This is a genomic window from Hyalangium gracile (assembly GCF_020103725.1).
In the GTDB taxonomy this organism is placed as follows: domain Bacteria; phylum Myxococcota; class Myxococcia; order Myxococcales; family Myxococcaceae; genus Hyalangium; species Hyalangium gracile.
Genome location: NZ_JAHXBG010000010.1, coordinates 90290 through 108910, shown reverse-complemented (window position 1 = coordinate 108910; position 18621 = coordinate 90290). Strand labels below are relative to the sequence as shown.

The 18621-nt window shown below is 69.9% G+C and carries 17 protein-coding genes; 10 read left to right on the top strand and 7 right to left on the bottom strand.

Going from position 1 to position 18621, the window contains the following annotated elements; genetic code table 11:
• Nucleotides 1-126 precede the first annotated feature (126 nt).
• Together KY572_RS21535 and KY572_RS21530 are read left to right on the top strand one after the other, a co-directional pair.
• Nucleotides 127-1101, top strand: a complete 975-nt coding sequence (locus tag KY572_RS21535; protein ID WP_224244794.1) for a hypothetical protein — start codon at nt 127-129, stop codon at nt 1099-1101.
• A complete protein-coding gene (locus tag KY572_RS21530; protein ID WP_224244793.1) occupies nt 1098-2678 on the top strand; it encodes a hypothetical protein in 1581 nt (526 codons plus the stop codon). The genes KY572_RS21535 and KY572_RS21530 overlap by 4 nt, the downstream gene beginning before the upstream one ends.
• A 10-nt stretch (nt 2679-2688) precedes the next feature.
• Here KY572_RS21530 and KY572_RS21525 read toward each other — a convergent pair whose 3' ends face one another.
• From KY572_RS21525 to KY572_RS21515, 3 genes are all read right to left on the bottom strand, one after another.
• Nucleotides 2689-3378: a GAF domain-containing protein gene (locus KY572_RS21525; RefSeq protein ID WP_224244792.1), complete on the bottom strand. Its 690-nt coding sequence runs from the start codon at nt 3376-3378 to the stop codon at nt 2689-2691.
• On the bottom strand, nt 3375-3785 hold the full coding sequence (locus KY572_RS21520; RefSeq protein ID WP_224244791.1) for a hemerythrin domain-containing protein: 411 nt from the start codon (nt 3783-3785) through the stop codon (nt 3375-3377). Before KY572_RS21520 ends, KY572_RS21525 begins: the two co-directional genes overlap by 4 nt.
• Nucleotides 3786-4031: 246 nt before the next feature.
• Entirely contained in the window at nt 4032-4511 is a 480-nt protein-coding gene (locus KY572_RS21515) for a hypothetical protein (RefSeq protein ID WP_224244790.1), read from the bottom strand.
• A gap of 249 nt (nt 4512-4760) precedes the next feature.
• Here KY572_RS21515 and KY572_RS21510 point away from each other — a divergent pair, with 249 nt between their 5' ends.
• Complete coding sequence (locus KY572_RS21510) at nt 4761-5252, top strand: hypothetical protein (protein WP_224244789.1); 492 nt, start codon at nt 4761-4763, stop codon at nt 5250-5252.
• A 28-nt stretch (nt 5253-5280) separates the two neighbouring features.
• Here the strand turns inward: KY572_RS21510 and KY572_RS21505 are convergent, their stop codons facing one another.
• Entirely contained in the window at nt 5281-5952 is a 672-nt protein-coding gene (locus KY572_RS21505) for a dienelactone hydrolase family protein (RefSeq protein WP_224244788.1), read from the bottom strand.
• Nucleotides 5953-6022: 70 nt separating this feature from the next.
• Nucleotides 6023-6289 carry a PilZ domain-containing protein gene (locus KY572_RS21500; RefSeq protein ID WP_317987880.1) on the bottom strand — a complete coding sequence of 89 codons (267 nt, stop codon included), beginning with the start codon at nt 6287-6289 and terminating at the stop codon, nt 6023-6025.
• Nucleotides 6290-6484: 195 nt separating this feature from the next.
• Between KY572_RS21500 and KY572_RS21495 the strand changes: the two genes are divergently transcribed.
• The 3 genes from KY572_RS21495 (at nt 6485) to KY572_RS21485 (ending at nt 8344) form a co-directional block, all read left to right on the top strand.
• Nucleotides 6485-6997, top strand: coding sequence for a GreA/GreB family elongation factor (locus tag KY572_RS21495; protein ID WP_224244787.1), 513 nt, complete (start codon nt 6485-6487; stop codon nt 6995-6997).
• 80 nt (nt 6998-7077) lie between these two features.
• Nucleotides 7078-7587: a hypothetical protein gene (locus KY572_RS21490; RefSeq protein ID WP_224244786.1), complete on the top strand. Its 510-nt coding sequence runs from the start codon at nt 7078-7080 to the stop codon at nt 7585-7587.
• Nucleotides 7588-7837: 250 nt separating this feature from the next.
• Entirely contained in the window at nt 7838-8344 is a 507-nt protein-coding gene (locus KY572_RS21485; RefSeq protein WP_224244785.1) for a response regulator, read from the top strand.
• Nucleotides 8345-8400: 56 nt separating this feature from the next.
• Here the strand turns inward: KY572_RS21485 and KY572_RS21480 are convergent, their stop codons facing one another.
• Entirely contained in the window at nt 8401-13107 is a 4707-nt protein-coding gene (locus tag KY572_RS21480; protein ID WP_224244784.1) for a tetratricopeptide repeat protein, read from the bottom strand.
• Between the two features lie 184 nt (nt 13108-13291).
• Nucleotides 13292-13534: a hypothetical protein gene (locus tag KY572_RS21475; protein ID WP_224244783.1), complete on the bottom strand. Its 243-nt coding sequence runs from the start codon at nt 13532-13534 to the stop codon at nt 13292-13294.
• A gap of 512 nt (nt 13535-14046) precedes the next feature.
• Here KY572_RS21475 and KY572_RS21470 point away from each other — a divergent pair.
• The 4 genes from KY572_RS21470 (at nt 14047) to KY572_RS21455 (ending at nt 18401) form a co-directional block, all read left to right on the top strand.
• A complete protein-coding gene (locus KY572_RS21470; RefSeq protein WP_224244782.1) occupies nt 14047-14685 on the top strand; it encodes a DUF5011 domain-containing protein in 639 nt (212 codons plus the stop codon).
• Between the two features lie 99 nt (nt 14686-14784).
• The gene (locus tag KY572_RS21465) at nt 14785-15717 is read left to right on the top strand and encodes an MBL fold metallo-hydrolase (RefSeq protein ID WP_224244781.1); all 933 of its coding nucleotides are present in this window, start codon (nt 14785-14787) and stop codon (nt 15715-15717) included.
• A gap of 213 nt (nt 15718-15930) precedes the next feature.
• Nucleotides 15931-16974 carry a vWA domain-containing protein gene (locus KY572_RS21460; protein WP_224244780.1) on the top strand — a complete coding sequence of 348 codons (1044 nt, stop codon included), beginning with the start codon at nt 15931-15933 and terminating at the stop codon, nt 16972-16974.
• Nucleotides 16971-18401 (top strand): choice-of-anchor D domain-containing protein, encoded by a 1431-nt coding sequence (locus KY572_RS21455; RefSeq protein WP_224244779.1) that lies wholly within the window; start codon nt 16971-16973, stop codon nt 18399-18401. Before KY572_RS21460 ends, KY572_RS21455 begins: the two co-directional genes overlap by 4 nt.
• Nucleotides 18402-18621: the final 220 nt, after the last annotated feature.

Sequence of the window (18621 nt, the reverse complement as noted above, 5' to 3'; positions counted from 1 at the left end):
TAGGGGGGGAGGGCCACCAGAGGTCTGTTGTCCCAAACGCGTGCCAGGTACTCACGGTGCCTGGCGCGCGTTGTCTTTTCCGCGGCCGGGTGCGGTGCCGCCCTCCTTGTATGCTGGGTGCGCGCCATGACGATCGACATCGCCTTCAAGACGCCGGACGCGCTCGTGTTCGCCACGGACGGCCTGGCGACGGTGATGGAGGTGGATGCGCGCGGCCAGGAGCGCTTCCTCTCCAACATGGCCAACGTGGAGAAGCTGGTGCCGCTCTCCGGAGGCCAGCTGCTGGCCATGTTCAACGGCGTGGGCTCCATTGGTGGCGGCACGGTGGCCACCTCGTTGCGCGCCTTCGATGATCACTCGCCCCTGCGTCCGGGCGAGTCCGTGGGCGACTACGCGCGGCGGCTGCACGCGGCCATGGAGGAGCAGGCGCTGCGCCGGCTGGGCGCGCTGCCTCGGCCCTTCCACCTCATCCTCGGAGGCTTCGCGCCTCCGCCGAAGGAGGGCGTGGACCCTCCCACGCTCTGGTCCATCCAGTGGAGCGTGGATCCGAACATCCCCACCACGCCCACGCCCGTGCTCCACACCGAGGAGGAGGGAGGCCCGGTGCGGCACGCCTTCGGTGTCCACTACGCGGGCGTCACCGAGGCCGTGGCGCGCTTCGTGGAGGGGTTCGATCCGGCGCTGCCCGAGCGGCTGGCGGTGCTGCTGGCCGGCACGGACGAGCCGGAGGGGCCACCCGGGCTGCTGGAGCAGCTCGCCCAGGAGGCGCGGCGCACGGGGACGCGCGCCGAGTCCCTCTCCAACGAGGACGCGCGCCAGCTGGCCCGGCGCTATGCCCGTCGCGTGCTGCGCTCGGCGTTCTTCTCGTCGGCGCAGGAGCCCCTCTCGGAGCACTTCTCCCTGCAGGCGGCGGTGGACTACTGCGTGTTCCTGGCCCAGTGCGCCTATGCGCGGGAGAACCTCTCTCCGACGCGCCGGGGCGCTCCCCGCGTGGGCAGCACGCTTCAGGTGGCGTACCTCGTTCCAGGGCGCCCCGCGCACCTGCTGGCCGGCATCCGGCTCGGCGTGCGCCTGCAAGGCATCGACGGAGGACTCCCATGAGTGCACGCAAGCCTCGACGAGGCACGGGCGGTGGCACCGCGAAGACGAAGGCGAAGGCGAAGGCGAAGGCGACGAAGCAGGCCAGGTCCGGGACGACCAGGACGGCTCGGCCCAAGCAGAAGACGCCCAAGGCTTCGTCGAGGGCTCCCAAGGCTCCAGCCCCGCCCGCCCAAGAGCCCATCCTCCCTCCCGCGGTGGCCTCGCCCACGGGCACCCCGCTGTCCTTCGGGAGCCGTGAGTCCAAGCTGTCCCCGGCCGCCCAGGCGCGCTCGGCGGAGGCCTCCGCGCTCAAAGGGATGATCGCGCGCGAGGGCTACCGGGCCGTCATGTCCCTGGAGCCCGCGCCTCCCAGGGAGGACAAGATAGGGAGGGGAGATGGGCCGGGGCCGAACCTCGCGGACAGGGAGCGCCAGCGGCTGGCCGCCCTGCGCAAGGAGACGGCGAAGCGGCCCGTGGCCACCGTGCGGCCGGACTACTTCGGCACCGCCGAGCACCGCGCCAGCGCGGAGCAGCTCGTGCGCATGCTGGCCGGCGAGAATGTCTTCACCCGGAACACCGCCGCGCAGACGCACGTCCTGCTGCGCGTGGCGAACCCGAACCCCGTGCCAGACGCCGTGCTGGAGCGCTCCGCCCTCTCCGTGGCCAGCGCGGACCCCGCCTGGCGCCAGCCCTTCCAGGATCAGCTCGAGGGGCTGCTGGCCCGCTACCGCCCCTTCACGGAGCTGGAGATCCGCTCCGGGCTCACCCTCACCTATGGCGAGGTGGTGGCGCTCGCGGGCGACTACTACTCCACGCCGGAGGAGCTGACCGCGGAGCTGACCCCCGCCGTGGCCGACGCCATCCGCGGCGTCACGCCCCAGGACGAGGGCACCTTCCTCCTCAATACGCACCGCGGCTGGTTCGACTACGCGATGCTCGCCAACGAGAACCAGGACCACTTCTCGCCGAGGAACTGGGCCCGCTACGCCCGCCACCACGCGGAGGCGCTGATGCTGGCGCTCGACAGGGACCTGGACGCCGCGCTGGTGCGCAACGCCTTCGCCGACCACTTCCTCACCGACGCCTTCGCCTCCGGTCACCTGCGCGTGCCGAGAGACGGGCTGGTGGGCCTGTCCGGCGCGCTGCCCACCCGGAAGATGCATGACGAGGAGAACGTCCACGGCCTGTGGGTGCAGAGCGCCAGCGGCTTCGTGTGGCGCGCCTACGGGGACGATCATCTGGGCACCAACCCCGTGCACCTGACGCTCACCGCGTTCGCCGTGGGCCTGTCGCTGCAGCGCGTCTTCAAGGCCTACCGGCTGGAGGGCGCGGAGCGGGACGCGCTGATCGACGCCATCGCCGAGGCGCCGAAGCTGGACCTCATCGCGGGCCAGCTGGTGGACCCGCGCACCCTGCCGCGCTTCCTGGGAGAGGTCGCCGGGCTGCCCGGCATCCGCGAGCACCTGCCCGTGCCGCTCGGCTTCCGGGACGAGCCGGACACCGCGAGCATCCTGGCCAACTACCCGCCGCAGGTGGAGCTTGGCGGCAAGCGCCGCAAGGGCACTCCGGACTTCGCCGCCTACTTCCACTTCGACTGACGGCGGGCGCTCAGCGCTTGGGCTCCAGCGCTCCGGCGAGCGTGGCCAGCGCGCCGAGCCCTCGCTGGAACTCCTCGAAGCTGAGCCGGCCCGAGGCGAACTGCTCGCTCAGGCTCACGAGGGACTGGGACTCCGCCACCGCCATCCAGGCCTTGTGGGACTGCTCCTCGCGCGCGTCCCTGGGCGGCGCCCACCTGCCGGCGAGCGACTCCAGCCGGGCGCTCGCGGCCTGGGCCAGCTCGGAGAGCTCCTCGAGCTGCTCCGGCCCCAGCCGTCCGGGCTTCACGTCGATGACGCAGAACGAGCCCACCGTCTTGCCCTTCACGCGCAGCGGAAAGCCCACGTACGCGCGGATGCCGTAGCGCTCCACCAGATCCGTCGGCAGCGCCGGTTCCCGCGTGGCGTCCTCGACGCGCAGCGGCGAGTCCCCCGCCACCACGAACTGGCAGAACGAGGTGCAGCGATCGGTGGCGAGCGAGGCCGTGAGGTCCGGCGGCAGCCCTACGTGGGCTCGGAAGAACTGGATCTGATCCACCACCAGGCTCACCAGCGCGATGGGGAAGCCGCTCAGCTCCACCGCTCGGGTCACCAGCCGCTCCAGCTCCGGGTCCGGCGCCCGGTCGAGCAGCGCTCCCTCGAAGGTGTTCAGCCGCGAGCGGTCATCCAGCGAGGACAGGTCCGTGGGGAGCTTATCGCTCATCGCAGCGCTCCCGCGGGCTGGGTGCAGCGTGAGCACAGCGGGAAGACGACCCTCTCCTCGGTGTCGAGCATGGAGCGCAGCGTCGAGGCCACCGTCTGGAAGCGCTGCCGGGCCCGCTCGGGCTCCGGGTCCGGCGCGCGCAGGAAGCCCAGGATGGCCATGGCCGTCACGTTCATGTTGGTCCGGAAGATGCTGAGGACCGAGACGTTCATCTTGTCGCCCGCCTGCTGGTAGGCACGGACGGAGTCCTCGTAGAGCGCCAGCTTGGCCTTGTGGTGCGGGACGAGGATCTCCTCCAGGCGGCGGAGGGTGTTCTCGAAATCGCGTGGGCTGGCACCCTCGCAGTTGCGAAGCAGCGCCCGCAACCGGGAGTGGTCTTCCTGGAGAGCGTGAACCCTGGAGAGCATCGAGATGTGTCGGTGAGGAGACGAGCGTACCCTTCGTAGCGAACAGGCTCTGGAGATGCCACTGCATCTGGCGCACGGCGCCGTGCGCCGGCGGCTTATCCGCCGAATCCTTGGCTCAACGTGTCGCTTTTCCAGCAGTGGAAGCTCGACCGATGAGAGCCATCAGGAAAGCCGCTGAGTGGAGGGAGCCCTCATCGAGAGCCCCCAGGCGTGCCGCCTCTCCCTTGGGGGCGAGCCGAGCTGACGTCAGGCGAAGCGCCGGCCATACAGCTCACGGTCGGTGATGCGCGGCCGGGAGAAGGCTCCGCCCGCGGCGCCGATGAGCGTGCCGGCGACGTGCGCGATGAGCCACTCCTGGAAGGTCAGCCCCATCAGGAAGTGCAGCCCCGGCTGCTCGCTCATGACGGAGAGGAAGGCGATCACGGCCGGCACGGCCACCGAGCTGACCACGCCCGCCGCGAGCGCGCGCTTCATCCGCCCCGCGTGATAGCCACCGAGCGCGCCTCCGAGCAGCCCGTTGAAGAACGGGAGGAAGAAGGTGATGAGGCTGGTGAGGACCATCACCGCCACGCTCACCACGAAGATGTGGTGCTTGAGCGCGATCTCCGCTGGCTTGAGGGTGACGTCCGGGGGCAGCGTGGCGTACTCCACGTGGAGTGGAGGTTCGGTGACGTAGGTGCCGGGAGTCTTGTCCTTTTCAGGAGGGATGACAGGAGTGTCAGACATGCAGGCCTCCGGGGTTCGTGCGTGTCGTTGAAGATGTGACGTCATCCCGCGTGCGGCAGGAGGGGGCGGCGGCTCGGGGGGCATGCGGGTTGCGGACCGCCGGGAATGGCCGCGAAGGGGGCTGGGTGGCACGGTGAGTCCGAGCCCCGCTCTTCCCGGAGTGCACGACGGGGAGGGACGTGACGAGGAGAGCTGACTATGCTGCCTCGCCCTGCCATACCGATACTTCACCTTCTGGATGGAAACCCCATGAGCCTTCGCCGTGCCTCGTTGAGCGTTGCCCTTCTCGCCCTCGGTCTGCTGTCCGCCTGCGCGCTTCGTCCGCACTACAAGGACATGGTGCAGCCGGAGGGTTCCTCGCAGCAGGCCACCGACGGGCAGACGCTGATGATGCGCATGGTGGACCCCACGACGGGGCAGCCCATCAAGGGCGCCAAGGTGTTCGCGGGCACGGGCCGCGTGCGCCTGGCGACCACCAGCGATGAGGCGGGCGGCATCTCCGTGGCCGTCTCCCAGGCGCTGCTCGAGGAGAACCCGCTGGTGGAGGTGGTGCTGCCCAAGGGCGTGAAGGCCTACCAGTTCCAGGTCCGCCGTCCGACGGAGGCTCCCGCGCCCCAGGCTCCCGCCGCCGAGGACTCCGGGGCGCCCGAGGAGACGAACTCCACGGGCTCGGTGGCGCCCGGCAGCATGACGGCCCCCGAGACGCCGCCCGTGGCTCCGCCGAGCCCGAAGCCCCAGTGAGCCGCGGGCCTCCGCGGCCCGTCCACCGTCAGCCCAGCTTCGCGTGGAGGAAGTCCACCGTGCGCTTCCACGCCAGCTCGGCGTCAGGCTTCGAGTACACGGCGGGGCGCGTGTCGTTGAAGAAGGCGTGCTGCGCCTCGTAGCGGTGGAGCTCGGTAGGGACGTTGGCGCCCTTCAGCTTCTTCTCCAGCGCGTCCACCCTGTCCGGCGAGCACCAGTTGTCCTGCCTGGCGAAGTGGCCCAGCACCGACGCGCGCAGCTTCGTGAGGTCCGCCTTGTCCTCGCCGGGGATGCCGTAGAAGGGCACGCAGGCGGTGATCCGCGGCTCATTCGCCGCCGTCGCGAGCGACACCGCGCCGCCCATGCAGAAGCCCATCACCGCCACCCGGGTGCCCGACTTGCGCTGGAGCAGCGCCTCGGTCCCGCGCTTCAGCACGTCCCCGGCGTGCTTCCAGTCCATTGTGTTCATGTACTTCTCGGCGGTGGCCTCGTCCGTGGCCACCTTGCCCCCGTAGAGGTCCGCCGCGAAGACGGTGAAGCCCTCGCGCGCCAGCCGATCCGCCACGCCGCGGATGTGCGCGTTGAGGCCCCACCACTCGTGGATGAGCATCACCGCGCCCTTCGCGCCGCCGGGCGGCTCGCTCAGGTAGCCCGGCACTTCCTTGCCATCGGTTCCCGTCAGCTTCGTGGACTCTGTCATGTGCATACCCCTCGTGAGTGGCAGGAGGAGCGCACCTTAGCCCTGGCGCCAGTGGACGGGGGCGGGAACCTCAGCGGTACCAGCGCACGATGCGCCGGCCCTGTCGTCTCCTGTACTCCGCCAGACGCCGCGCGAAGGCCTCCGGCAGCGAGGTGAAGCGCACGCCGTAGCGCCCGCGCACCCGCTCCCCGGCGTGCTGCCGCATCCACACCACCTCGCCCTCGAAGGGGAACTCCGTCTCCTCCAGCGAGAGGGTGCCGCGCACCGGGGTGCCCGGCTTCATCGGCTGGAGCATCTCGGCCTGGAAGCCCTGGGCCGACACGTCTCGGGTGTACACGGGGAGCATTCCACGCAGGCGCACGGTGAGGCGGTGGGCATGCCGTGGGAGGGCGCGCGGGAGGTGCATGCCCGTCAGCCTGCCACCCCCCTCCCGGGCGGCAAGTTTCCCGTCGGCGCTGGCGGACAGGGTGCAAGTGCTCCAGATTCCAGGTGGGGCCCGACCGTGCGAGTCCTGAGGTCCCGGGAGGCTGGCATGTCCAAGGCGTTCACCAAGGAGGACAGCGCAGGCGACGAGGGGCTGGTGCCCGTACGGCCGCGCAGCAGCCAGGCAGAGAAGCGCTACATCACTCCCGAGGGCTATCGGACACTCCAGGAGGAGCTGGCCTCGCTGCTCGGCCCGGAGCCTGTGTCCGAGGGGCAGACGGGGCTGGAGGCGGGCGTGCGCAGGCGCGAGCGGGAGCGGCGGGCCCAGCAAGTCGCGGCGACGCTGGAGCAGGTGCGCGTGGTGGAGCCCGAGGCCTCCCAAGAGGGGCGCGTCTTCTTCGGCGCCTGGGTCACCCTGGAGGACGAGGAGGGCGCGGAGGTGACGTACCGCATCGTCGGCCCGGACGAGGCGGACGTGAAGGCGGGCCGGCTGAGCGTGGAGTCTCCCCTGGCCAGGGCACTGCTCGGCAAGGAGGTGGGCGAGTCCGTGCAGGTCGAGCGCCCACGTGGCGCCATGGAGTACACGGTGACTCAGGTCTCCTACGCCCCCCCGACGCACTGAGCCTTCATGCTGCTCGCGGTGCCCCGGAGGAGCCGGAGGAGGGCTATGATGGCGCGCGGTCCTTCGCTGGGAGTTCCGAGATGAAGCGCTTCGTCATTGTGTTCTCCAACGAGCCCGGAGAGCCCGCGCCCTGGGTGGCCCAGGCCTGTGCGTCCGCGAAGCTGACGTTCGTGGACAACGGCCCCATCGCCACCGAGCTCTCCAAGAACCCGGAGGCGCAGAAGCTGCTGCTCTCCAACATCCCCCTGGGAGAGAACGCGAGCCTGGCGCCCTTCTACAAGGCGGCGCTGGAGAAGCTGGCGGGCAGCGCGCCTCGCCTCGGCCTGTTCAGCAACAGCTGGCTGCTCTACCTGGGCCAGGCGGATGGCTGCGTGCTGGACTTCTCCGGCCTGGAGGCCCAGAAGAAGCAGGGCCTGGCCGCGGGCATGAAGCAGAAGGACGTGGACGACTACGTGGCGAAGTACAGCCAGCAGATGCAGGAGCGGGCGCGCAAGTACCTGCCGCCCGAGCGCATCCTCGTGCTGCCCACGGCCGAGTCCGACGCGAGGAAGGCCGAGCTGGCCGCGGCCTTCATCCGCAAGCTGGGCTGAGCCCCGGCGCTACGCGAGGGAAGCCCAGCGCACCGCCAGGATGGGCCTGCCAGGAAGGGGGCCTGACCTGCTGCGGCAACGCCTGTTACGAGAAACAAGAAAATGTATGCAGGGACGAAGCCTGTTTCGCAGAGCAGGAAATGCTCGCGTACCGGCGGGCTTGTTCCAGGAATGCGCGGCGAAAAAGAGCTACAATACGCGTTACAGCGATAAAACGTGTTTCGGGGCTGGGCACTCAGGTTCTCTCTACATGACGAGTGAAAACACGAAGCGCATCCTCATCATCGATGACTCCGAGGCCATCCATCGGGACTTCCGCCGGGTGCTCTGCCCGCCGCGGAGCGCGAACTGGGATCGGCTCGCCCTCATGGAGGAAGAACTCCTGGGGACGGCTCCCGTGAAGGAGAGCGCCGCCGAGCAGGGGTTCGAGGTGGACTCGGCCTTCCAGGGCAAGGAAGGGGTGGCCAAGGTGGAACGAGCCCTCGAGCAGGGCCGCCCCTACTCGCTCGTCATCCTCGACTACCGGATGCCGCCGGGCTGGAACGGCGTCGAGACGCTCCGGCACCTGCGCGAAGTGGACCCTTCGCTGCCGGTGGTGCTGTGCTCGGCGTACTCGGACTACTCGTGGGGAGAGATCCTCCAGGAGTTCGGCGAGTCGCCGCTGCTGTCGGAGCTGCGGAAGCCCTTCGACGGCCGCGAGCTGCGCCAGAAGGCGCTGTCCCTCTCCGGGATGAGAGAGGATTCCCACGTGATGTGAGCCCCCGCGAGCCGGGTGGCCCCGTGCGAGGCCACCCGGACGGCTCCGAGCGAGGACTAGCTTCCCAGCAGGCCCTGCTGGAACTCCTGCAGGTCGCCGATGAGGTCCGACGCTCCCTTGATGACGGTGGCGGTGCCCAGGACAATCTTGAGCGGGCCGGTGATGGAGTTGAGGCCCGGCACCATGCCCGCCACGTCCAGCCCGACCTGACCGGCGGCCAGGGCGACCTTGACGGGATCCTTCGGGTTCTCGCCCAGGGCGTCCACCAGATCCTTCACGCTGCCGATGGCGCTGATGCCGCTGATGACGTTGCCGATGATGGGCACCGACTGGAAGCCCGCCTTGGCGGCGAACTCCGCGGCCTTCTGGGTGATGCGCGCCTTGACCTTGTCCGGGAGCGCGTCGACGAAGCGGCCGAACAGCCGGGTGAAGTTCTCGATGCCCGCCTGGCCGAAGGGCAGCTCCACGCCCGCCACCTCGAAGTGGGGGGCCTGACCGAGCAGGCTGCCGGCCGCCGAGGCGATCTCGTTGAGCGCCCCGCCGATGTCTCCGCGCGCGACCTTCTCGAACGCGCTGAACATGTTGGCCGCCGCGCCCGTGTCCACCATGGCCGCGTTGAGCTGCGGATCCGCGAACAGCTTGCCGATGCTGCCGGGGATCTTCGACAGGCTGTTGAGGAACGCCTTGGCCACCTCGGGGGCCGTCTGGGCAATGGTGGTGCCCGTGCGCGCGATGCCGGCGGCGAAGCCCGCCACGTCTCCGCGCTTGAGGGCGTCGAAGGCCTCGCCCAGGGACTTGCCCACGGCCTCGTTGCCGATGAGGCCGGCCGCGGCGACCAGGGTGTCCTTGGCCCAGGAGGGCAGGCCCACCTTGTCGGCGAACGCGCCCACCATGCGGGCCCGGAGGTCCGGAGACAGGCCACCGGCCGCCTTGGCCAGGGACTGCAGCGCGGCCTGCACGTTGGGAGGATTGCTCGCCAGGCTCTTGGCGGCATCCATCACGTCGAACACCGCGCCGCCCAGCGCCACGATGTCGGCACCGCTCTTGATGCCGAACGGCTCGAGCTTGGCCATGATCTCCTTGTTGGAGGCCAGGGCATTGGCGGCGGCGGTGTTGACGGCGGAGTTGCCGAGCATCTCCTTGAGGCCGGTGATGAAGTCGCCCTTCATCATCTTGTCGAAGGAGGCGTGCAGGTCCTTGTTGTTGACCAGCTCCTTGACGAAGGCGGGGTCGGTGAGCAGCGACCGGGCCATGCCGGAGAAGCCCGTATCCGGCAGCTTCGACGCCATGCCGGTGATGGTCTTCTCGACGATGGCGGAGGGGATCTTCCCGGCCGCGTTCTTGAGGCTGAGCAGCGCCGCCTGCGGATCATTGGCGGCGATGGCCTGACCGGCGCGGATGAGGTCCGGCAGGGCCTTGGCGGCCTGGGTGAGCTCGGACGGCGTCAGGCCCAGGCTGTTGATGGCGTTGCGCACGCCCTCGGGCAGCTTGGAGATGATCTTCTGGCCGAGCTTGTCCAGGAGGCTGGGGGCAGCCTCGGCGGCCTTGCCCAGGGCGGTGACGCCAGCCTCGATGTTGCCGTCGCCGAAGGCCTTCATCGCGTCGAACAGGTGCGGGGCGGCCTTGCCGGCCTCGACGAGGTCGGCGGGGGCCAGGCCGATCTTCTCGAGCGCCGCCGTGACGCCCGGATCGCCGCTGATGGCGGTGAGGGCGGCGTCGCGGGCCTTGTCATTGCCGAGCAGCCCGCGGAGGCCCTCCATGCGGGTTGACTCGTTGAAGAGCTTGCCGACCTGGGTGTGGAGGTCCCTGTTGGAGACGAGCTCCTTGAGGAACGCGTCGTTGGTGAGCAGCGTCTTGGCGGCGCCGAGGTTCTCCGGGAGCTGGCTGGCCAGACCCTTGAGCGCCTGGGTCGCCAGGTCCGGCGCGGCGATGGCGGCCTCGCGCACGGCGTCGAGCGCGCCCTTCCAGTTGCCGGTGGAGACGGCCTGCGCGGCGTCATAGAGGTGGGGCAGCGCCGGGCCGGCGGTGCGCAGGGCGTCCTCGGTGATGCCGAGCCTGGCGAACTGCTGCTTCACCTCGGCGGGCAGGACGTCCACCAGCTTCTGGCCGAGCTTGGCGGCCAGCTCCGGGGCGGCCTCGACGGCCTCCTGCGCCTTGAGCAGGCCCTCCTTGATGTTGCCAGCGGCGAGCTGCTCGAAGGCCTCGAGGAGCTTCGGTGCGGCCTTGCCGGCCTCGACGAGGTCCTCCGGGGTGAGGCCGATCTTGGCCAGCTTCTCCTGGATGCCCTTGTCCTGGCCGATGGCGGTGAGGGCGGCGTCGCGGGCCTTGTCGTTGTTGAGCAGCTCGCGGATGCCGCTGGCGTCGCCGCCGACGAGCTTCTCGATGGAGCCCTGGAGCCCCTTGTTGGTGACGAGCTCCTTGAGGAACGCGTCGTTGGTGAGCAGCGACTTGACGACGCCGAGGTTGTCCGGGAGCTGGTTGGCCAGACCCTTGAGCGCCTGCGTCGCGAGATCCGGAGCGGCGGCCGCGGCGTCCTTGATGGCGGAGTAGGCAGCCTTCCAGTCGCCCTTCACGATGGCGTCAGCGGCCTCGTAGAGCTTGGGCAGGGCCGGGCCGGCCTTCTGGAGCGCCTCGGGGGTGATGCCCAGCTTGGCGAACTGGTCCTTGATCTGCTGGGGCACCTTGTCCAGCAGCTTCTGGCCCAGCTTGGTGGCCAGCTCGGGCGAGGTCTCCACCGCCTTCTGGAAGTCGGTGAGCGCGCCCTTCACGTCTCCGGCCTGCAGCTTCTCGAAGGCCTCCAGGATCTTCGGAGCGGCCTTGCCAGCGGAGACGAGATCCTGCGGCGTCAGGCCGATCTTCTCGAGCTGGGCCTTGACGCCCGGGTCGTTGCTGATGGCGGTGAGAGCGGCGTCGCGGGCCTTGTCGTTGGTGAGCAGCTCCTTGAGGCCGCTGGTGTCACCACCGATGAGCTTCTCCAGCGAGCCCTGGAGTCCCTTGTTGGTGACGAGCTCCTTGAGGAACGCGTCGTTGGTGAGCAGCGACTTGGCGGCGCCCAGCGAATCGGGCAGCTGGTTGGCCAGGCCCTTGAGAGCCTGCGTCGCGAGCTCCGGAGCGGCGGCCGCGGCGTCCTTGATGGCGGAGTAGGCGGCCTTCCAGTCGCCCTTCACGGCGGCGTCAGCGGCCTCGTAGAGCTTGGGCAGGGCCGGGCCGGCCTTCTGGAGCGCCTCGGGAGTGATGCCCAGCTTGGCGAACTGGTCCTTGATCTGCTGGGGCACCTTGTCCAGCAGCTTCTGGCCCAGCTTGGTGGCCAGCTCGGGCGAAGTCTCCACCGCCTTCTGGAAGTCGGTGAGCGCGCCCTTCACATCTCCGGCCTGCAGCTTGTCGAACGCGTCCCACAGCTTCGGGGCCGCCTTGCCGGCCTGGACGAGATCCTGCGGCGTCAGGCCGATCTTCTCGAGCTGCGCCTTGACGCCCGGATCGCTCCCCAGCGCGGTGAGCGCGGCGTTGCGAGCCGTGTCATTGCCCAGCAGTCCGCGCAGGCCCTCCAGGCGAGTGGAGTCATCGAAGAGCTTGCCGACCTGCGCGTGCAGGTCCTTGTTGGTGACGAGCTCCTTCACGAAGGCGTCGTTGGTCAGCAGCGACTTGACGGCGCCGAGCTTCTCCGGGAGCTGACCGGCGAGGCCCTTGATGGCCTGCTGGACGACCTCGGGCGCGGCTCCGCCGGCCTGCTTGAGGCTGTCGAGCGCCTTCTGCCAGTCCCCCTTCACCGCCGCGTCGGCCGCGTCATAGAGGTGGGGCAGGGCGGCGCCCGACTTCTGCAGCGCCTCGGCCGTGATGCCGAGCTTGGCGAACTGGTCCTTGATCTGCGCCGGGACCTTGTCCAGCAGCCTCTGGCCCAGCTTGGAGGCCAGGTCCGGCGCGGACTGCACGGCCTTCTGGAAGTCGGTGAGCGCGCCCTTGACGTCACCGGACTGCAGCTTCTGGAACGCGTCGATGAGGCTCGGAGCGGCCTGGCCCGCCTGCACCAGGTCCTGCGGCGTCAGGCCAATCTTCTGCAGCTGCGCCTGGACACCCTTGTCCTTGCCCAGCGCGGTGAGCGTGGCATCCCGGGCCGCGGCATTGCCGAGCAGCTCGCGCACGGCGCCCAGGTCCCCGGGGTTCTTGAGGAGCTTGCCGACGGAAGCATGCAGCGCGCCGTTGCTCACCAGCTCGTGGGCGACCGCCTTGTCCGTGAGCAGCGTCTTCGCCACGCCCTCGGGCAGGTTCTTCGCCAGCCCGACGACGGCCTTCTCGGCGATCTCCGGCGAGGAGGTGGCCGCGTCCTTCAGGTGCCCGAGCGCCTCCTCGTACCGGCCCTGGACCACCGCCTGCGCGGCCTTCTCCAGGTGCGGCGCGGCGTTGGTGCCGGCCTTCACCACGTCCTCGGCGGTCAGGCCGATCTTCTCCAGCGCGCCGGCCTGCGCAGCCGCGGGAGCCTCGGTCTTCTCCGGCGCCGTGGTGGAGCCCAGCATCGCCTGCTGCTGGTTGCGCCGGGAGGAGCTGTCCTTCTTCGTCTCGAACCCGTCCGCCTCCTGCTTCACCTGGTTGGACGCCGCCCTGTTCCGCGTCCGGCCCTGCGACTGCTGGGCCTGGGTCGCCTCCTCCTTCTTGCGGGTCTTGGGAGGATCCCTCGGCTTGGGCTGGGCCTTGGGCTCATCCCGCTCCCGGTCGACCCGGTTGTTGGAAGAGCCGCTACCACCACCACCGACGCTGTTGACGGACATGGGCGTTACCTCATGCGGACTGGAGCACCCGGCTGAACCGGGGCGGGAGGCGGGAAGGCCTCCCCCATGCTGGGGTTATCGCCCCCAGAAAGTTCCAGTTGCTCGAATAGGTTTTTCCTACAAGACGAGAGCGGAGGCCTCTCTGGACCCCCCGCGGAAGGGGTCCAGTGGCACCCGCCGTGGATCACTTCGCGGCGCTGGCCTTGATGCCCTGATTCACCTCTTCCAGGGCCTTCTCGGTGAGCTGCACGGCCTGGTCGCGGTGGGCGCTGGCCTTGCCGGCGACCTCGGCGCGCTTCAAGGCATTGAGCGCGTAGCGCAGGTGGACGAGCGCGTCATCCAGCCTGGGCGGGTTCGCCGCATAGGCGGCATGGCTGAGAGCGCCCAGCACGAAGGCTGCGGCGACGGCGAGAGCAGTGCGGCGCATACGGAGCTCCGAGGGCTGCAGGGGAGGCGAAGCGGGAGGGGCCGAAGCGTAATGATTTCTCGGGAAAAGCACGATGGGGCGGTACTGACACGCCCTGGCGGATCAGGACCCCTCGTCACGAAGTCGCAACGCGTCCGCCGTGGGCACGCGCGGAGTCGCGCATTCCCGCATCGAGGCCCCTGTCCCGCACGGCCTTGGAAGGAGGCCGCCCGGCCGGAACCTGGGAGGTACGCCTGTCCCTCTTTGCGGGACTTTAGGCCGCGCCACGGACCCACGCTGGCGGTGTCGGTTCGCACCCACGGGGGGTGGGTCACTACCTCGTTTTCCATCCCGGGTGTGCGGGTCCAACCATTGGAGAATACTCGGTTTTTGTGACCCGTTAGGACCTCCAAGTTTCGTCTCGGAAGTCGTTAAATGCCTTCTGCCACCGAGGGAACCTTCACGCGGTGTTCGAGCGAAGCCCGCCCCCCGTGGTCCCCCACCTCAGACATTCGACGACCAGGAGAAGACCCATGGCTCTGCGCATCAACGAAGGCTGGAAGGTGCTGATCGGTACGCTGGGACTGTCCCTGATGGGCTGCGGAGGCGCGGCGCTGGAGCAGGAGGGCTCGCTGGCGCGGCAGGCGCAGAGCCTCGACGGCGCGGTGACGCTGACGCTCAACGGGGAGGCGGAGATGACGCTGGAGTGCGGCGTGGATGCCTGGGCCGACCCGGGCGCCACGGCCACGGACGGCGAGGGCAACCCGCTCCCGGTGGTGACGTACAACTCGGGGAGTGATGAGTATGGCCCTGGCCCGCAGGCGAACGCCGTGGGCATCTACTACGTCCAGTACGCCGCCACGGACGCCAACTGGAACCTGGCGGACGCCGTCCGCACGGTGAACGTCCTGGACACCCTCACGCCCACGCTGACGCTCAACGGCGAGGAGACCATCATCTATCCTTGCGGCAGCAACTTCGTGGATCCGGGCGTCACGGCGACGGACACGTGCTACGGCGACCTGGCGGGGTCGGTGATGGTGACGGGCTACGTGAACGGCTGGGTCGAGGGCACGTACACGCTGCAGTATGACGTGAGCGATGGCTCGGGCCACGAGGCGCCCGCGGTGACGCGGACCGTGGAAGTCGTCGACTGCCCCTGGAACCGGTAGCTCCTGGAGAGGTCGGCGCGCGCGAAACGGCTTCCCCGCCGGAACGGAGCGGCTAAGGTGCCGCTCCCGCAGCGTTCCACCTCCTGGAGTTCTACCCTCATGAAAGCTCTCGTCGCCGCTCTGGCCCTGGCCCCGACCCTCGCGCTGGCCCAGCAGCCGGACTTCTCGAAGACCCAGATCAAGGCGTCGCCCGCCGCGGGCAACGTCCACATGCTCATGGGAGAGGGCGGCAACATCGCCGTGTCGGTGGGGCCGGACGGCGTGCTCATCGTCGACGACCAGTTCGCTCCGCTGGCGCAGAAGATCAACGCCGCCATCGACAAGCTGAGCAAGGGGAAGATCCAGTACGTGCTCAACACGCACTGGCACTTCGACCACACGGGCGGCAACAACGTCTTCGGCAAGGAGGGCCGCATCGTGTCGCACGCCGCGGTGCGCGCGCGCCTGGCGTCGGACCAGAAGCTCCTCGGCATGGACATCAAGGCGCTGCCGAAGGAGGGCCTGCCCGTCATCACCTATGACACCAGCATGTCCATCTTCTTCAACGGCGAGGAGATCCGCCTGACGCACTACCCGGCCGGGCACACGGACGGGGACACGACGGTGTACTTCACCAGCTCCAACGTGCTGCACACGGGCGATCAGTTCGTGGTGGACTCGTTCCCCTTCTTCGACATGGAGAACGGCGGCACGGTGGAGGGCTACATGCGCAACCAGGAGAAGATCCTCCAGACGCTGCCGGCGGGGGTGAAGATCATCCCGGGCCATGGACCGATGGCCGGGCGCGAGGACCTGGAGCGCTCGCTGGCGATGCTGAAGGAGACGACGGCCCTGGTGCGCTCCAAGAAAGAGGCGGGCAAGACGCTGGAGCAGGTGCAGGCCGAGGGGCTCCCGGAGAAGTACAAGACGTGGGGCAACGCCTTCGTCAAGGAGCCGGTGTACCTGGAGATGCTCTACAAGGGGCTGGCGGTGACGGCGAAGGCTCCCGCCGCGCCCGCGGCTCCGGCGACGCCGCCCGCGCCGAAGAAGTAGTGCCTCGAGCCGGCCCGGGGCGGCGGCTGAAGGGCCTTCCCGAGCCCGAGCGGCTGGTGGCGTGGATTCGTTCGAAGCGCACCACTGGGACGTGCGCCAGGCTTGCCTTCAGGACGTGATGGCGGGGATTGGCTAACCTGCCGCGCGTCCATGCGCTGTGCTGCCGCTGCCTTGCTGGCGATCCTCGTCACGGCCTGTCGGGACGAGCGCCTCGTGCCCGCGCTCCCTCCCGGGCTGCGAGTGGACACCTATACCCAGCGCTCCGCCTCGAAGGTGGACGTGCTGTGGGTGGTGGACGACTCGGGCTCCATGGCGCCACGGCAGGAGAACCTCGCGCGCAACTTCCAGGCGTTCATCGCGCTGTTCCGGCAGGGGAGTACCGACTTCCGCCTGGCCGTCGCCACCACGGACATCTTCGCGCGCCCCGGTGAGCTGGTGGGGACGCCCGCGTTGCTGGCGCCGGACACGCCGGACCTGGAGGGGGCCTTCGCCCGGAACGTGCGAGTGGGGACGCTGGGCAGTGCGTACGAGGCGGGCCTGGAGGCCGCGCGGCTCGTGCTGGAGCGGCAGGCGGAGGAGGGGGCGCCGTGGCGCGAGGCGCTCGTCGCGTGTGAGGCGGGCTGTGACACGGAGGCCTGTCGCGAGGACTGCGCCGAGCGTCACCCCGTGCCGTTCCTGCGCCCCGGAGCGTTGCTGTACCTGGTCTTCGTCACCGATGAGGAGGACCGCTCGCCGTATGAGCTGCGCGCGTACTGGCGGGCATTCGAGCAGGCGCAGGGGATTGGGAACGATGGCACCGTGGTGGCCTCCGCCATCATCGGGGACGTGCCCGCGAATGGCTGTGGGGCGACCCCGGGCCAGCGCTACGCCGAGCTGGCGCGGCTGACGGGCGGCGAGGTGGGAAGCATCTGCGATGCGGAGTTCGCCGACACGCTCCGAGCGCTGGCGACCAGCGCGGTGGGGCTCAGGCGGACCTTCGTGCTGTCCCATGCGGCGGATCCGGCGACGCTCGAGGTGCGTGTGCACCACCCGTGCGGCGTGGCCGCGGAGGCGGTGGCGCAGTGTGAGTCGGTGGATCGCACGGCGTGCGCGGGGCAGCCCGCCGAGACACTGGGCGCGGTGTGCACGCCCCGGGAGCAGGGGCCGGACGGCTGGCGCTACGAGCCTGAGCGGAAGGCGCTCTTCTTCGCGGGCCGCTCCGTCCCGGGATTGGGAGCCCGCGTGGAGGTGAGGTACTTCGAGGAGGGCTCGAGGTGAGAGGGCTGGCGCTCGGGCTGGCGCTGCTGTGTGCCGCGTGTGGCGGCGAGGGGGCCAGTCCGGTGCGCCCTCGGCTGGTGGCGCCGCCGGAGACGCTCGAGCTGGGCACCGTGCCCGTGCTGCGCGAGGCGACAGGGGAGGTTCCGCTCGTCAACGTGGGCCGTGCCGGGCTGCGCGTGTTGGGTGCGAGGATCCAGGAGGAGGGCACGCCCTTCCGGGTGCTGTCCGCGCCGGAGATTGTCTCGGCGGGTGGGCAGGAGCGGATCCAGGTCGCCTTCGTCCCACCGGCGGAGGAGGTGTACCGGGCCACCCTGGTTGTCGAGACAGAGGAGGTGGAGCGCGGCGTGGTGGAGGTGGCGCTCACGGGCGAAGGCCGGACGGTGTCGGCACTGGAGCTGGAGCCGACCGTGCTCGACTTCGGACGGGTACCCGAGGGGCAGGCCGTGGCCCGCTCGCTCTCTGTCCGCGCACGTGGGACAGCGGGACTGGTGCTCGAGGAACTTCGCCTGGCTTCGGGCACGAGCCCGGCGTTCAGCCTCCTGGGCTCGGTGCGCACGCCAGCGGTGGTGGACGTGGGGACCGAGGCGCAGCTCACCGTCCGGTACGCGGTGCCGCCCGGAGCCGTGGGGGCCATGAGCGGCGGCGTGCTCTTGAGGACCACGGATCCCGCTCGAAGGGAGGCCACGGTGCGGTTGCTGGGCACGGTGAACCGGGCGCCCGTGCCCGTCATCGCGCCGCTGGGGACGAGCGCTCCGGGCCGGGAGGTGGTGCTCGATGGAACGGGCTCGGCGGATCCGGATGGGGATACACCGCTGACGTATCAGTGGAGGCTTCGCTCGCGACCCGTGGGAGCAGAGGCGGCGATCGCGGATGCGGCGGCGGCTCGCACGGTGCTGCGGCTGGATGGGGCGGTTCCGGGAGAGTACGAGGTGGAGCTGTCCGTCACGGATGCGGCGGGGGCACGGAGCGTGACGCCGACCCGTGCACGAGTGGTGGCCGCGCCCGCGCAGCAGCTCCTGGTGGAGATGTTCTGGGACAACGCGACCACGGACATGGACCTTCATGTGCTGAGGGCTCCGGGCGCGGTGCTCGGGAGCAGTCCGGACGACTGCCACTACGCGAACCCGCGTCCGGACTGGGGTGACATCGGGGTGACGGGAGACGACCCGGAGCTGCTGCGAGACGCCCTCACTGGATACGGGCCAGAGGTGATGGGCTACGGAGAGCCCGTGGCGGGGACGTATCGCGTGGCGGTGGTGTTCTCTCGAGAGAACGGGGCGGCGGACCCTCGGAGCACGGTGACGGTGCGGGTGTACGAGCGGGGCGTGGTGAAGGGGGAGTTCCGGCGGATGCTCTCGCACCAGGGCGATGCGTGGAGCGTGGCGGACGTGACGTGGCCGGCGGGTGCCATCACGGAGGTGCCATGATGGGCAGGGCGGCATGGCTGCTGGGGCTCGGCATCGTCGTGTGGGGGGCCTGCTCGGAGTCGAAGCCCGGGCCGAGGCCGGACGCGGGAACATCCACACCGCGCTGCGAGCGACGCGAGGACTGTCCGGGCGGACAGATCTGCGCGCAGGAGGGTTTCTGCGCGCCGTGTGAATCGAACGGTCAGTGCCGCCTGAAGGAAGTCTGTGACGCCGAGACCCG

Bases quoted from the DNA above. Each gene is read 5' to 3' on its own strand.
- KY572_RS21485 (WP_224244785.1), top strand. From the start codon at position 7,838: ATGACGAGTGAAAACACGAAGCGCATCCTCATCATCGATGACTCCGAG.
- KY572_RS21470 (WP_224244782.1), top strand. From the start codon at position 14,047: ATGGCTCTGCGCATCAACGAAGGCTGGAAGGTGCTGATCGGTACGCTG.
- KY572_RS21465 (WP_224244781.1), top strand. From the start codon at position 14,785: ATGAAAGCTCTCGTCGCCGCTCTGGCCCTGGCCCCGACCCTCGCGCTG.
- KY572_RS21510 (WP_224244789.1), top strand. From the start codon at position 4,761: ATGAGCCTTCGCCGTGCCTCGTTGAGCGTTGCCCTTCTCGCCCTCGGT.
- KY572_RS21490 (WP_224244786.1), top strand. From the start codon at position 7,078: ATGAAGCGCTTCGTCATTGTGTTCTCCAACGAGCCCGGAGAGCCCGCG.
- KY572_RS21475 (WP_224244783.1), bottom strand. From the start codon at position 13,534: ATGCGCCGCACTGCTCTCGCCGTCGCCGCAGCCTTCGTGCTGGGCGCT.
- KY572_RS21525 (WP_224244792.1), bottom strand. From the start codon at position 3,378: ATGAGCGATAAGCTCCCCACGGACCTGTCCTCGCTGGATGACCGCTCG.
- KY572_RS21515 (WP_224244790.1), bottom strand. From the start codon at position 4,511: ATGTCTGACACTCCTGTCATCCCTCCTGAAAAGGACAAGACTCCCGGC.
- KY572_RS21535 (WP_224244794.1), top strand. From the start codon at position 127: ATGACGATCGACATCGCCTTCAAGACGCCGGACGCGCTCGTGTTCGCC.
- KY572_RS21530 (WP_224244793.1), top strand. From the start codon at position 1,098: ATGAGTGCACGCAAGCCTCGACGAGGCACGGGCGGTGGCACCGCGAAG.
- KY572_RS21480 (WP_224244784.1), bottom strand. From the start codon at position 13,107: ATGTCCGTCAACAGCGTCGGTGGTGGTGGTAGCGGCTCTTCCAACAAC.
- KY572_RS21520 (WP_224244791.1), bottom strand. From the start codon at position 3,785: ATGCTCTCCAGGGTTCACGCTCTCCAGGAAGACCACTCCCGGTTGCGG.
- KY572_RS21505 (WP_224244788.1), bottom strand. From the start codon at position 5,952: ATGACAGAGTCCACGAAGCTGACGGGAACCGATGGCAAGGAAGTGCCG.
- KY572_RS21495 (WP_224244787.1), top strand. From the start codon at position 6,485: ATGTCCAAGGCGTTCACCAAGGAGGACAGCGCAGGCGACGAGGGGCTG.